Below are 13,352 nucleotides of genomic sequence, written 5' to 3'. Positions count from 1 at the left end.
AATCTTGATTGCCTGATCGAGCGGAGTAAGCGCCTCTTTGTAGCGACGGAGCTGCACGAGTCCAGCTCCGAAGGCGCTTGCATAGCGGACGGTCGCGGCGGGATCGTGTTCGACTTTTGAAAGTCCCCACGCTCGCACAACCTGCTTCTTAGCTGTATCCGTGTCGCCCAGGATAAAAGCGGCGATGCCCTGCTCGCCTTCAGCTCGTGAGGCAAGTTCGAGATGGCGTTGCTTCAATGCAAGGGCCTTTACTTCCTCCCATGTAGACCGTGCCTGTGCCGCGTCGTAATTCGTCTCTAGCATTCCCCGGATTGTAAGAATACGGAGCCTTGTTTCGGTCTCTTGAGCTTCCGGCCTTTCCAAGTCTTGGGTCAGTTGGAAGATTTTGCCCGGAACACTTCCCGATTCGTCAGGTGGAACCTGGCTCACTTCGGCATACAGCGCTTTGGAGCGTTGCTTTTGAGCATCGAACAAATGCTGCGCTCTCGCGTACAAAGGCTGTGCATCTGCCCAGCGATTTCCCCAGGCTAAGGTATCGGCCCTGTCGAGCAAGCCTTCTGCGGACTCAGGGGAAGCGGAGCTGTCGTGCGGCGAAATCAGGTAAAAGTAAGTGCTTCCAAGGACTACGAAGATGACACCGAAAACAGCAAGAATCCTTTTGCCCCAGCTGGCTCGCAACATGGCATCATCTTATCGAAGCTGTACACATATTTGTGTGTAAGAAGCTCCCTAAACCTCAGTGCCTGCCGCGAAATCAGGTATGACTTGTTCTTAGTTGTGCCAGCCAACCTCTCTAAGGTGGAATCAAGGCGATTAATAGAGAGGTTGGCTGGCACGCCATCGACCTAAATGATTTGTTTGCAGCATTTCCGTTGCGTTTTCCAGCAGCTACCCTTCAGTGTTTTGCCAGCGTACCTCTCGGTCAGTTGAAATTCGCCGAATTTGGGTGTCAAAAATCCCGAATTAGAGAGGTTGGCTGGCAAAAAGAGGGGTTCTGGAGTGCGCTAGACAGGTCCCGATTGGATCTGGGAACAACATAGAGAGGTCCGCTGGCAACATAGAGAGGTCCGCTGGCAACATAGAGAGGTCCGCTGGCAACATAGAGAGGTCCGCTGGCAACATAGAGAGGTCCGCTGGCAGAATAGAGAGGTCCGCTGGCAGCAAATAGAGAGGCTCGCTGGCAGAATAGAGAGGTCTGCTGGCATAGAGCGAGAGGAACGCTGGCACAGGTACGGAGAGGTGTGTTGGCAGCTGTAGAGAGGTGTGCTGGCAAAGATAGAGAGGTGTGCTGGCAAAGATTATGGCGTAAACATAGGCACAACAGGTACTTGCCAAAGCCTACAGTACTTAAAGCGTTTTTAAAGTATTTGCTTTTCTTATAGTATTCACCAAGCAACAACAGTTCACTCGATGTCAAAATCACTGGCCCACAAAACGGAACGTTCAGCACCGTTGTTGCCTGTTGCTGTTGATCCTGATTTGGTTCGTTTCGAAAAGAATCTGCTGCAGATCGGATTCTTTGGCGCCAATGATTCACGCGACAAGAACCGCACATCACGGCGCATCGAGCAGGTCGTTTTCCGCAATGGGCACAAAGTCAAAGTTGCGGCTGAATTCCGCGGCTCGGAGCAGCTTGGACTTCCTTCTACGACAGATCGAGACAAGTTCATTGCTTTGCTGAAGATACTCAGTGAAGAACGCGTCAAAACTGGTCAGATTGCGAATCCGATCCGCTTTAGCGGCTATCGCATGATTCAGGAGCTGGGCCTGTCGCGCAACGGAGAGATCTACGAAGAGATTGTGCGCTGGGGTAAGCGCATGACCGATACCACGATTACTTCGGAGAAGGTGGTCTATCGCGCTGCGAAAAAGGTTTACTCGGATGAAGTGCTGCACGTTTTCCGCTCGTTTAAGCGGACCGGGGAGAGCAATCTCAATGGAACGGATAGGCAGGAACATTACGAGGTGATGCTCGAAGAGTGGTTGATTGAGAACCTCAATCAGCGGTACGTCATCCCCGAAGATTTCAATGCGTATAAGATGCTTACGCGACCGACTGCGAAGGGTATCTTTGGCAATCTGCATCTCTGGTTTCATGCTAGCCAGGGGAGGCAGGTCGAAAAAGACTATGCCGAGTTGTGCAATCTGCTCAACGTGCAGGTCTACCCTCATCTGTCGAAGATCAAATCGACCATGGGTCTCGCGCTGAATGAGCTCGTGAACATCAAGTACCTGGACAAATGGGACGTGCAGCCCATGTCCAGCAAAGAAGGGTACAAGATCGTACTTGCGCCTGGTCCTGCGTTGATGCGCGTTCTACGGGAATCATATCCGGAGCAGCGAGAATTGCCAGCCGCTAAATCAGAAGTGTCGAAGCTTCCCTCCTCTCCGGAAGATGAGGCAATCCAGCTCCTGAAGAAACATGGCATCTTGCCCGTGAAGTGCGCGGCGTTAGTCGAGCGCTTCGGCGCTGACTTGGTCTGCGATACGGTCGAGTACCTCGAAACGCAGATGAATTCTGGTAAACGAAACGGCGTCGAGAACCCTGCCGGACTTATCATCTACTCGCTGGAGAAAGATCTTCCCGTCCCTAATGGGTTCATCAGCAGCCGCCGGCGCGAATTGATGCGGCAAGCCGCTGAGCACGATCGTGCTAAGGAAGAGGCGCGACAGGCTTTGGAAGCGGCCTACATGCGCTGGGTAGACGGCAAACGTCAAGAAGCATTGGCCGAACGCTATTCTGGCGATGAACTCGAAGCTAAACTCTCCGAAGTCATCAAGAGAAATAATAAAGGCGACACGTTCTTCCGGCGCGTACCTGCTGCCCAGCATCGGAACCTCGCACTGCAGCTCATCATGAAAGAGATCCGCGACGGTCTCGTTCTTCCCTCTTTCGAGGAATGGCAGTCGCAAAACGGACAGATTGACCTCTTCCAGGCAGACTGAGCAAATTCCTACTATTCCCCAACGTTGCTGCGATATAGCTGCGACTCTACGATATAGCTGCGATATAGGGGCAGACCATCAGCCGGCAGCACATTTTGGCTCCCAAACTCCGCACTCGCCGGAATGCCCACGGAACATGATATTTCTAAAGAGGGCTTGCACTTCGATCATGCATCAACTAAGTGATTTTTGATCAAACACTTAAAGCGAAATACCTAATCAATAGGATGGATTTATGGGGAGATACTTTTGTCTTTTTTCATGCATTCGACGGCTGATGCAGTCATCAGGGATAGTTCATCCAAGGACATCCCACGCACGCACTTTGAATAACGTAGTGCAACGGATGACCAATGGCGCCTATTAATAACAAAATAAACGAGATGCCATGTGTTGCCCAAGCGTTTCAAGCCGTTCGCCAAGCTTTACTCAATTCGAAATCAAGATCCGAAAAAGACAGTGGGCGGCACTCCAAATCGTTTGCAGAGGCGAGCGATGTGGTCGCGAGTCATCTGACGCATCCTGACTTCACCAGAGACACAGTGCTCTCGACACCAAACTCAGCCTTCTGACTCAAGCCATGGCTATCCATCAGGTAGCGCAGGGCCGTGACTGGGTTCACCGTTGCCTATCTTCCTCGTAGCGCTCGATGAGCTCGATCGCCTAGTCTTCGTCACGAGTTGTGTCGGATTTAGCCGTAAGCCTGAAAAGCGCGGAAGTGTACTCGGCAAGCTCCTAGTCGGAGTGGATGAGGTGGGGTGCGCCGAGATGGATCATTTCGGCTGGATTAGCTAGCACTCTGCTCATTTTGTCCCGAACTCCTTATCGCAATTATTTCGATTGTCGTGCTCTTTATGCGTAAGCAACGAACGGATGTAAATATTTACTGCGGTTAGAGTTACACCCATTTCCCTCGAGTAATGGGTGACGGTTATGATGCGGTATCTGGTCCGCCGAAGGTTGAATATGACGTAGTCGTCGACAGCATCAGCGTCCGGGAACATTTTGCGGACTTACCGGTGTGTGACTTAAATCCCTTCACTGCCCGCTGTCAGCCTGATCCGTTTGTCGGGGAACCCGGAGAGTTCACAATCTGGGGGAGCGCCATACGAAGCAGCTCTGTGAAGCGCTGGAGGTCCTCTGGTTGGACTGAAGGAGGCGGTGGCGTGGGGTCGGCCAGCATGATGGGCACGATCGCTTCCATCATCGCGACCAGGACTCGCGACTGAGGGATGTGATGGCGCTTGCACCCGTTCCTGAAATCCTTCAACAACTCAGGGTCCAGACGAAAGCTTACTGATGCAAGGGGCTCCTTGCTGTTGTTGGTGTCGTCGATCTTTTGCTTAAGACCGCTCAGCAGCTGGCTGGCAAAAGTCATCGACGTGACCTTGGGATCGGGTGGTTTGAACTGGAAGTCCATGCCCGCAAATGTAGCACATTTCCGGCTACTTTCTGCATGTATTTCTATGAAGTACCGCAGGCCACACTTCCGACCATCTCACTGAAAAAACAAATGTTTTCAAGCAATAAACCAATGCAATACAAAGAATGAGATACACCAGTGCAATGTTAAGGTGCAACACGTATGGGCAATACATCCACGCAATACACTAGCGCGATACAGCCATGCGGTATTGCGGTGCTGTATTTCTGTGCTATGTTGTTGATTTATCTAGGGTGCATTCGCTGCTACTGGTCTGCCCCTGTAAAGATACGAGTCTCACTTGAGTAAAGGCAGAAGATAAAGGAAGGATACAAGACCCTTTAAAGAGCGCAAAGAAATATCTTTTATTATCAATCAGTTGCAAGCTATATTTATAGCTCTTATGCGTGACTTCTCTAGTTCCGATGCGTGAATTTTATAGTTCTTATGCGCAGGACGTTCTAGTCTTTATGCGTAAATGGATCCCGAATCTATAGTCCTTATGTGTGCAAATCCTGAGTTAACAGGGGAATACCCCGGTCGCAAATTCTAGTCTTTATGCGTGGACCGATGAGGATTACTTCGATGATTTTGTCTTAGGTTTCGGGAGTTCCGGCTGGTTCCGGCTCGATGGTACGTGCGTCGGGCTGGGTTGGAGGAGCCACCCCTCTACCCTTCTCTGGCGATAGCGCGGCTGGACTCGGCAAGCCGGATATAACTTGAGGACGGCCCAGAGGGCCTTGTCGAGGTTGTCTCTCAGGTTGTAAGGATTGGTTTTGTCGTATCCGGCGGCGAACTGGTCCCCGAGATCCTGGTAAGACAGGAACAAAGGGCGCTTCAAATACTTCATGCGATACGTTAACCAGCAGTAGATATCTAATTCAAGAGGCGAGCGTCTCATCGCCTTGATAGCCTTCATGTTCACAGGAGAGCTGTTGACGAGGAGTTCCTCGAACAGGGCGTCGGTGAGAAGAATTTGGGACTCCCATAGATCAGACTGGGCTGCATCGACCGGGCGGTTCCACCAGAGCGAATGCTTCTGGACCGAAAACAGCCTGGCGTCCTCACCGTCACTGCCTGTGTCACGAAAGCGGATGTCGGCGTTGAAGAGACGTAGCATCTGATCCCGGAGTCGGGTGATACTTCCCCACCGCCCGCCGGTCGGCACAATCTCCAGCTCCTCCATGAACTCACTTAGGTTGTCGCCCAGGAAGATCAGGGGAGATTTCTTATGCCGGACCTCGTCCGCGACCCATAAAAGGATAAGGCGCGGCAGCGATCCATAAGGTATTCCATACCGAGTGTCGGGTTTCACTTCCAGGCGGCGTGTGCCGTTTTGGTGGACGTAGTTTTCGAACTGATTGATCTTCCGGTTCGAATGAGGCAGGCTAATCTGGATGCGACTGGCGTATCGGACCGCGTCAGCCGTCCAGGGGTCCTCGTCCTCTATAGACTGAGCTACCCTTATCAGCTCGTTCAGTCGTTCGGGGGAGATGGGGGCACCTGGCCGAGGGGCTGACCATTCTCCAGCCACACCCGTCGTCGAGGTGGGACCTTTTCTCACGTGCCGAAGAATGCTCGTGTTGTCTGCTGCCATTCCCTCTCCGTCGAATAACGTTACCGTAGAGCAATAAGTCAAAATTCAGTAAGATCCGCCGGTACATAAGTGGGTACCCTCTTCGACTTTTTTATCCGTGAATTTCAGGGAGAGGTGGTCATATTGTGCACGCAACGTTGCACGCTGGCGTGCGTGCAAGCACACACGCGACCTCACACACGGTTGTTATCTGTTCGAGGTTTGATTCCTCGTCATCGCCCTCGAGGTCAAACTGGAGTCCCCAGTCAGGTGCCTGCTCTGTAGATCGGTATTGAAAAGGAGTCAGGACCCATTGTGGATGCCAGACAACGAAACCCCGTGAACGCTTCCCTGCCGAAACAAAAAGATAGCACCCCATGAAGCGTGCGAGGAGTGCATCAGACCGCGCCCATCGAGTAAAGGGCTCCGATGGGCGATCGTGGGTGCTCGTGGACTGGCAAATTGTCTATGGCGACCAGGAGCCCGCCGATCGCTGCACATACGAAAACTATGTGCCCAAAAACATCGACCCTGTCTTATCGCTGACTTCGCTGTATGGTCCTTTCGGTGAATCCGAATGGACGGGCATGGTCTATGCATATCGACGCAGTGACAACACCAAAGATTAGGAGTAATTCCACAAACAGCAAGGTCAGGTCTGTAGGTTGATTGGGAGGAGAGACAACGATGGTGGACCTTAGAGCGGAACATGAAGAGTTTGAGGCTGGTTGTTTTGGATATAGCAACGATAGCAACGATCTATAGATGGCGTTGCTCAGTCGCGTTCAGAAAATCCGTTGATCGATGCTTGCGAGCGGGCCAAGGCATTGGTTGCCGAGGGCAAGTTTCCGATCGTTCGCCACTCTCCTGTTTACTGCTCCAGTACAGATGGTTTGATCGGGATCTCGTATAGGAGTTTTTCCGTCCACGACACACTTGAAGCAGCTCGTCTTGAACTTCCCGAAGATTCCTTCGAGGACGGCGAGCTGTTTGTCGCGACTCCCGAGACGTATCGCCCTAAGCACCTTGCTGTCTCTGTTCAAGACTCCAACGAGATTCCGTTTTAAGATTGAACCTATGGCGATGCCGCGAAGCTGGCTGCCGCGAGCCGAAGAGATTATCGACGTGCTCCGTCAGATGAAGTCCAAACAACTCGACCGCGCGGCCATCGAACAGCTCTTCCAGCTTCAACGTCGCGCAGCCAATGAACTCATGACCCAGGCAGGAGCCCCGAAAGCAAGTAGGGGTTCTGCTGTTCTGATCGATCGCACTTCCCTGCTCCGCTGGACCGAACGAATCTCCCAGGACGAGTCCTGGCAACTTGTGCGACAGAGGGAGACCAACACCGAAGTCTCCAGGAGCATGGCAGAGGTTCGAGCGCTCCGGGAGGCGATGGCGAAAGAAGGCCGTCAGCCGTTCAGTTTCCCGATCGTCGAAGAGGTCCTCCGAGCCACCTGCGCTTCCCTTCCCTCTTCTATCTATATAGGTGCGGGCCGGATCGAAATTCAGGTGTCTTCCGGAAAGCCCGACGAGATGACGGTGGCGGTGTGCCAACTGTTGTATGAACTTGCGATGGCCCTCGCCAATGATCCCGATGGCTTTCGTAATCGAATCACTTCAGGGGCGGAAGCAGGCGGACTTGAAACCGGTAACGAGCTCACGGGGGCTCTCCAGGGAGACTGACTACTCGCCTGCGTGGCGGGCTGCGTGCAAGCGTGCGTGCATGCGACCACGCAACGGTGACAGCTTGGGGAACCTCGCGCGTTACTTCTAATCCGCAGGCCTGCGCCCTATAGTGGGTTCATGTCTATCATCGTGACGGCAAATCAGAAAGGCGGCGTGGGTAAGACCGCGATCGCGGTCAACCTTGCGCATGGGCTCCAGCGGGAGCTGGGCGGCAAGATGCTGGTCGTGGACGCTGACCCTGGCGCTAGCGCTCACAAACACTTTCGTAGGAGGCAGGAAGGCGACCCGCCCTATGTCTTGGTCGGTGGCGCACAACCTGACATCCATGCGCGTCTCCCGCAGCTCATGCAAGCGGGCGGCTTCGATCACTGTATCGTAGACTGTCCAGCTGGCGCTTCTAATGTCACGCGTTCTGCGCTGCGAATTGCCGATCTCGTCATCGTGCCTGTGCAGCCGTCCTTCTGCGACTTCGATGCCGCTGAAGAACTCATGCCTATCCTTCACGACATAAGTGAAGTTCGGAATGAACTGCAGGTCATGATTGTCATCAGCCGAAAGCTTCCCGGCAATAACGCCTACAGCAAAGAGGCTAAGGCAGCTGCAGCAGAGTTCTTCAAAATGGAGGGCGTGAGTACCATCATCGCCGATCAGGAGATTTCTAACCGCGCTGAGATGGTTCGCGCTTACTCAGACGGAAAGACCGTTTTCGAGTATGGCCGTCGCCGTGGCGTATCTTGCAACGAATTCACTAACCTGACTGAGGAGGTAGCCGCATGTCTGCACGCGGTAACGGCATGATGGCCGTAATTGGTAAGCCTGGACCTGGCAATCTAAATGATGCGCTGGATAAGATAATGCTCTCGAGTGACCCTGCGAGCCCGGTTCCTGAGCGCCCGGCTGAGGTCGAAGCCGCCGCACCCATACCGGAGGCTCCCATCGAAAAACCGGCAGTAGCCCCTCGCGTGAAAGCAGGGAAGGGAAGTGCACTATCCGGCGGAATCCTGGGAGAGCTCACTGCACAACAGAAGCGGCCTCGCGTCAAAGTCACGCTCAACACCAGAATCGATGATTTCATAGACGAAGCCATCAATAAGACTCTTCGCGACCTTGCCGAGAGGGGCTATTCGGACATTACGAAGGAGTCTATTGTTAACCTGAGTCTGGTTCGTGGTCTCAATCTGACACCTCCGGAGGGCTGGGAGTTACTCTAAGGGGGTGAGCACCCAGTGCGCGGCATCCCGTTCGCCAGTGGCGCGGTGGGATGCTCCGTATTTAGAGTAATTTGCCATCCGTAGACACACAACGTAGCCGACCTTAAATCCGGCGTGGAGGAGCCGATCCTGGTTGAACGAGGGTACTACCCTTGCACTTCAATCTGCTTACATGCATGTCATACCCGCCATCAGCGCACCCAGCATGAACAGGGATTTCCCGCCTGCCTTTACCTCGCGGCCTAGTAGTGTCCACACCCGTGGTTAGTCATGCCGGGTAGTAATTATGAATTTCTGAAAATCAGCAGCAGCCAGTGGAACAGGTTCCGATCGTCATGGGAACTTCAATGCGGTGTGACCGGGGCCTATAGTGGCTGACAATATCTAAGTCTTTTATAATGTTCATTTTAATCCACGACAAGGTCATTTGTCAGGGGTAAAATCAGTTTATGACCAACCAGCTCATTTTGGCGCCGGTACCGCCGGAAGCTGGTCCTGGACGCGGTCCCGTCGCCGCACTCCAAGCGCAACTATGCCAAAGCGCTCGACGACCTGTTCGCCTTCTGTGCCAGCCGGCCTCTCTCCCGGTCCTTATTCATGGAGTGGCGGGCGGCCATGGAGTCGCTCTCGCCCTCCACTATAAACGTCCGGCTCTCCGCCGTCCGCAAAATGATCGGAGAGGCGCGGAAGAACGGCATGCTCGGGGCCGAGGAGGCGGCCAGCCTGACCGAGGTCCCCAACATGAGCCAGAAGGGAACCCGGCTGGGAAACTGGCTGACCCGGGAGCAGGCCAAAGAGTTGTTGGCCGTCCCCGACCGCGCCACGCTAAAGGGTAAACGCGATTACGTGATCCTGGCACTGCTGGTCGGCTGCGCCCTCAGGCGGAACGAGCTGGCCGAGCTCGACGTCGCGACCATCCAGCAACGGGAGGGGCGCTGGGTCCTGGCCGACCTCGAGGGCAAGGGCCGGCGCATCCGCACCGTCGCCATCCCCATCTGGGTGAAGCAGGGCATCAACGCCTGGATGACCGCGGCCGGCATCGAAGATGGCCGACTGCTGCGGTCGATCTCGAAGAGCGGGAAGATCAACCGCGACACCCTGAGCGACTGGGCGGTCTGGTCGGTAGTGGAACAGTCATCCAAGCAAATCGGGATCGAGCACTTCGGTGCCCACGATCTCCGCCGTACCTGCGCCAAGCTCTGCCGCAAGAATGGCGGGGATCTGGAGCAGATCAAGTTCCTGCTCGGGCATTCCTCGATCCAGACTACAGAACGCTATCTGGGATCGGAGCAGGATATAGAGATTGCGGTGAACGATAATTTGGGGCTTTAAGATAAGGCGTGGCGGGCCGGTAGGATATGGGAGAGCTCATCGCCACGCAAATAGAGAAGGCGAATGAAAGCCTCCAAGAAACGTAAGATCTGTTCCACAATCTCCGAGAGCTAACTAAAACAGACAATAATAAGAATTGAGCATTCATGAGTCAGCTTGCCCCACTGTCGTTTTTCCTTTACTAGTAGAAAAACGCCCTTTTGCCGACGATTATTACCCTTAACTCGTAGAAATCCTGTTCCGTAACTAGTAGAAAAAGGGCTCAAACTGCTCAAACTAGTAGAACCCATGCGTAGATCAGGTCGGCTCTCCAGCGGGCGGCACGGGCCTTGAAGACCTTGCGGTCGACCAGTTTCTCCATCGCATCGGCTCGCTTAGCAGCTGTCTGCCAGCCGACGTCGGAAGCAGCTTTGCATCCAGCATAGTGACTTTGCGGCCCTGTAAATTGCATGTCCGATTGTTCTACAAGTAAAGGAATATTTCTACCACTTACGGCACATTTCTACTAGTTACGGGAACATGCAAGTGCTTTGAAATGAATAAAAGCATTCTACTAGTAAAGGAAAAACGACAGCCAGAGTCGGATATGGCTGAGCAGATCCTCAAAGATCCCTACAACTTCGATTTTCTGACGGTGACCGAGGCGGCGAAGGAGCGGGAGATCGAGCGGGGACTCTTGATCCATCTTCGCGACCTTCTTCTGGAGCTGGGCCGCGGCTTCTCCTTCGTGGGGAGCCAAGTCCCGCTAACTGTGGACGGGCAGACCTTCTACATCGACCTGCTCTTCTACCACGTCCGCTTGCACCGCTATTTTGTCTTCGAATTAAAGGTGGGTGCCTTCCAGCCCGAACACGCCGGCAAGCTGGGCTTCTACCTTGCGGCGGTGAACGGCACGATGCGAACCCCGGTCGAAGGACCGAGCATCGGAGTTCTCCTGTGCGAGAGCCGGAGCGGCCCCATCGTGGAATTCGCTCTGGAGACCATCAATCAGCCGATCGGCGTCTCGACGTATCACGTGACCCGTGAGCTTCCGGCGCCCATGCAGGAGGAGCTGCCCACGGTCGAGGACCTCGAGGAGGTCGTCAACAAGCTCCGCACAGAGATAGAGACGTTGCGGAGGGAGCCGCCCGATGAGGAATAAAGCCTTCCGTATCAATAGAAAACGAGGGATCGTCCGGTCCGGTCAATTTGGCAATGGGCCATTGCCAAATTGGGATTTGAACACTCATCGCCCTTATGAAACCTTTCGTACCCGCACCGAGGCGCTGGTATGAGCGCCTCGCTGGCGCTGCTGCATGGGGCGGATGCGTCTCCGCTTGATCGCGCTGCCGCATTCCAGGCCTTGCGGGACATGGTACTGAACTCCGTCGCGTCCGACCACTCCAAGCGCAACTATGCCAAGGCGCTGGATGAGGTCTTCGCGCTGTGCCAGGAGCGAAAGCAGCCGTTATCCCGCGCCCTCTTAATGGAGTACCGTGCCGCCATGCTGGAGAAGAAGCTGAGCGCCTCCACCGTGAACGTGCGTTTGTCTGCCGTCCGCAAGCTGATCGGCGAGGCGCAGCACAACGGAATCATCGGCGCGGAAGAGGCCGCCAACCTTGCTGGCGTTCCCAACCTCTCCCAGAAGGGAACCAGGGTGGGGAACTGGCTAACGCGGGAGCAGGCCAAGGAGCTCCTCGCGGTCCCTGACCGCTCCAAGATCAAAGGGAAGCGGGACTACGCAATTTTGGCGTTGCTGCTGGGCTGCGCTCTGCGGCGGCAGGAGCTGGCCAGTCTGGACGTTGACGGTATCGAGATGCGGGAGGGGCGATGGGTCTTGCCCGATCTTTGTGGGAAGGGCGGCCGAGTCCGAACCGTGGCAATTCCTATCTGGGTCAAGCACGGAATCGACGCCTGGATGATCGCGGCCAAGATCGAGGACGGCCGCTTGCTGCGACCGCTTTCCAAGAGCGGGAAGTTGATTGGGGATGAGTTGGGCGATTGGGCGATTTGGTCGGTCGTCGAGCAATCGGCAAAGCAGATTGGAATCGAACGCTTCGGCGCCCACGATCTACGCCGGACGTGCGCGAAGCTCTGCCGCAAAAACGGCGGCGACCTGGAGCAAATCAAGTTCCTGCTGGGTCATTCATCGATTCAGACGACGGAGCGCTATCTTGGGTCCGAGCAGGACATTGCTGTCGCAGTGAACGACAATCTAGGTTTGTAATGCATAGTTGTGACGTTGCTCACAGTGGTTGCTGTTCCTCTTTTCTTCTACCTCAGTTCGCATCCCACCGATGTGTGGATTGAGGCGAGTGCGTTTCTTGTTGTTGTGATTGTCACTGCTACACGATCAGCACTGGAATGAGATGCTGAGAGGTAGGTTGATGTCGAAGTACCGGCCCATTCTTTCTCTACCTTTCTCGCGAGTCGAGCCCTGCTGAGATCGGAGCGCCCAAGCCGCAGGTGCTACCGGATCTGGATGCGACATGCAGATTGGGCCAGATGCATTTGAATGTCTCGGAGAGCCGCGATGGTCTGTTGCGATGGGACCTAGTCTAATATGGAGACCTTCTTGAGATATCAGGGCAGATGGCTCCGAACACCGAGCACGCCGCATTTCACTTCACGGATGATATGAGACAAGGTTGACCAGGGAGCGTGGTCGGCGAGAGCGGATCGATGGCGCAGCCCAACTACAACGAGGCTCGCTGATTCCGATTCCGCGACGGCTGAGATTACTTCGGCCGGCGGACCATACTCCAAACGGAGTTTGGGTGTGCAGAAGAGGTCGACATCGGCAGGAAGAAGGCTGCCAAGCTGTTGCTGGCGGTTCTTCTCGATGATCTCAGACTGAATGTCGCGGATTTTCTGGTTTTTGTCCATTACATGAAGTAGGGTGAGATGACCTCTGCCGCGCTCCGCGAGAGCTGTGGCATACTGGGCCGCACGCAAGCCGGTGGTCTCGAGATCGGTGGCGAACAGAATAGACCGGAGTGGATGCTTTTCGCTATGGCAATGCGGCCCTGCAATGAGGACCGGGCAAGCTGCCTTGCGCAATATGGTTTCTGCAACCGATCCGAGTAACAGCCGCTTGAGCCCGCTTGCACCATTCGAACCTGCGACGACCAGGTTGACCTTTTGCTCGCTGGCGATCTTCTCAATCAGCTCGATTGTTCTGGAGCAGGCAACGACTGTC

12 protein-coding genes and 1 pseudogene are annotated in these 13,352 nt (G+C 54.6%); 8 read left to right on the top strand and 5 right to left on the bottom strand.

Translation table 11 applies throughout. The features are described from left to right. Positions 1–681: hypothetical protein (locus tag Q363_RS26240; RefSeq protein ID WP_035356682.1), on the bottom strand; the 681-nt coding region annotated here is incomplete at its 3' end. Positions 682–1,410: 729 nt separating this feature from the next. Between Q363_RS26240 and Q363_RS26235 the strand changes: the two genes are divergently transcribed. After that, the gene (locus Q363_RS26235) at positions 1,411–2,946 is read left to right on the top strand and encodes a replication initiator protein A (protein WP_035356681.1); all 1,536 of its coding nucleotides are present in this window, start codon (positions 1,411–1,413) and stop codon (positions 2,944–2,946) included. An 803-nt stretch (positions 2,947–3,749) separates the two neighbouring features. Here Q363_RS26235 and Q363_RS46865 read toward each other — a convergent pair. The 3 genes from Q363_RS46865 to Q363_RS26220 all read right to left on the bottom strand — a co-directional run bounded on the left by Q363_RS46865 (position 3,750) and on the right by Q363_RS26220 (position 5,966). After that, positions 3,750–3,950, bottom strand: coding sequence for a type II toxin-antitoxin system HigB family toxin (locus Q363_RS46865; RefSeq protein ID WP_035356680.1), 201 nt, complete (start codon positions 3,948–3,950; stop codon positions 3,750–3,752). 47 nt (positions 3,951–3,997) lie between these two features. Further along, entirely contained in the window at positions 3,998–4,324 is a 327-nt protein-coding gene (locus Q363_RS26225; RefSeq protein WP_211256356.1) for a hypothetical protein, read from the bottom strand. 622 nt (positions 4,325–4,946) lie between these two features. Next, positions 4,947–5,966 carry a replication protein RepA gene (locus Q363_RS26220; protein ID WP_051979355.1) on the bottom strand — a complete coding sequence of 340 codons (1,020 nt, stop codon included), beginning with the start codon at positions 5,964–5,966 and terminating at the stop codon, positions 4,947–4,949. A gap of 1,056 nt (positions 5,967–7,022) precedes the next feature. Between Q363_RS26220 and Q363_RS26205 the strand changes: the two genes are divergently transcribed. The 7 genes and pseudogenes from Q363_RS26205 to Q363_RS26175 all read left to right on the top strand — a co-directional run bounded on the left by Q363_RS26205 (position 7,023) and on the right by Q363_RS26175 (position 12,380). After that, on the top strand, positions 7,023–7,628 hold the full coding sequence (locus tag Q363_RS26205; protein ID WP_035356674.1) for a hypothetical protein: 606 nt from the start codon (positions 7,023–7,025) through the stop codon (positions 7,626–7,628). A 120-nt stretch (positions 7,629–7,748) separates the two neighbouring features. Continuing rightward, the gene (locus tag Q363_RS26200; RefSeq protein ID WP_035356673.1) at positions 7,749–8,429 is read left to right on the top strand and encodes an AAA family ATPase; all 681 of its coding nucleotides are present in this window, start codon (positions 7,749–7,751) and stop codon (positions 8,427–8,429) included. Continuing rightward, on the top strand, positions 8,405–8,842 hold the full coding sequence (locus Q363_RS26195; RefSeq protein ID WP_157467580.1) for a hypothetical protein: 438 nt from the start codon (positions 8,405–8,407) through the stop codon (positions 8,840–8,842). The genes Q363_RS26200 and Q363_RS26195 overlap by 25 nt, the downstream gene beginning before the upstream one ends. A 486-nt stretch (positions 8,843–9,328) precedes the next feature. Beyond that, a pseudogene (locus tag Q363_RS45960) lies at positions 9,329–9,505 on the top strand (tyrosine-type recombinase/integrase); the annotation flags it as partial. Positions 9,506–9,511: 6 nt separating this feature from the next. Beyond that, positions 9,512–10,174 carry a tyrosine-type recombinase/integrase gene (locus Q363_RS26190; protein ID WP_342667460.1) on the top strand — a complete coding sequence of 221 codons (663 nt, stop codon included), beginning with the start codon at positions 9,512–9,514 and terminating at the stop codon, positions 10,172–10,174. A 586-nt stretch (positions 10,175–10,760) separates the two neighbouring features. Beyond that, entirely contained in the window at positions 10,761–11,315 is a 555-nt protein-coding gene (locus tag Q363_RS26180) for a PDDEXK nuclease domain-containing protein (RefSeq protein WP_051979353.1), read from the top strand. A gap of 129 nt (positions 11,316–11,444) precedes the next feature. Then, entirely contained in the window at positions 11,445–12,380 is a 936-nt protein-coding gene (locus Q363_RS26175) for a tyrosine-type recombinase/integrase (RefSeq protein ID WP_051979352.1), read from the top strand. A gap of 356 nt (positions 12,381–12,736) precedes the next feature. On the opposite strand, the gene Q363_RS26170 is transcribed toward Q363_RS26175, so the two are convergent. Beyond that, on the bottom strand, positions 12,737–13,352 hold a 616-nt coding region (locus Q363_RS26170), incomplete at its 5' end, for a universal stress protein (protein WP_035356668.1).

The sequence above is a fragment of the Edaphobacter aggregans DSM 19364 genome (assembly GCF_000745965.1).
Taxonomy (GTDB): Bacteria; Acidobacteriota; Terriglobia; order Terriglobales; family Acidobacteriaceae; genus Edaphobacter; species Edaphobacter aggregans.
The sequence above is the reverse complement of the archived record's forward strand: the minus strand, read 5'-3'. Positions and strand labels throughout refer to the sequence as shown.

Excerpts from the sequence above, each read along its gene's own strand:
- Q363_RS26235 (WP_035356681.1), top strand. The coding sequence starts at position 1,411 with ATGTCAAAATCACTGGCCCACAAAACGGAACGTTCAGCACCGTTGTTG.
- Q363_RS26200 (WP_035356673.1), top strand. The coding sequence starts at position 7,749 with ATGTCTATCATCGTGACGGCAAATCAGAAAGGCGGCGTGGGTAAGACC.
- Q363_RS26175 (WP_051979352.1), top strand. The coding sequence starts at position 11,445 with ATGAGCGCCTCGCTGGCGCTGCTGCATGGGGCGGATGCGTCTCCGCTT.
- Q363_RS26220 (WP_051979355.1), bottom strand. The coding sequence starts at position 5,966 with ATGGCAGCAGACAACACGAGCATTCTTCGGCACGTGAGAAAAGGTCCC.
- Q363_RS26205 (WP_035356674.1), top strand. The coding sequence starts at position 7,023 with ATGGCGATGCCGCGAAGCTGGCTGCCGCGAGCCGAAGAGATTATCGAC.
- Q363_RS26195 (WP_157467580.1), top strand. The coding sequence starts at position 8,405 with ATGTCTGCACGCGGTAACGGCATGATGGCCGTAATTGGTAAGCCTGGA.
- Q363_RS46865 (WP_035356680.1), bottom strand. The coding sequence starts at position 3,950 with ATGTTCCCGGACGCTGATGCTGTCGACGACTACGTCATATTCAACCTT.
- Q363_RS26180 (WP_051979353.1), top strand. The coding sequence starts at position 10,761 with ATGGCTGAGCAGATCCTCAAAGATCCCTACAACTTCGATTTTCTGACG.
- Q363_RS26225 (WP_211256356.1), bottom strand. The coding sequence starts at position 4,324 with ATGACTTTTGCCAGCCAGCTGCTGAGCGGTCTTAAGCAAAAGATCGAC.
- Q363_RS26190 (WP_342667460.1), top strand. The coding sequence starts at position 9,512 with ATGATCGGAGAGGCGCGGAAGAACGGCATGCTCGGGGCCGAGGAGGCG.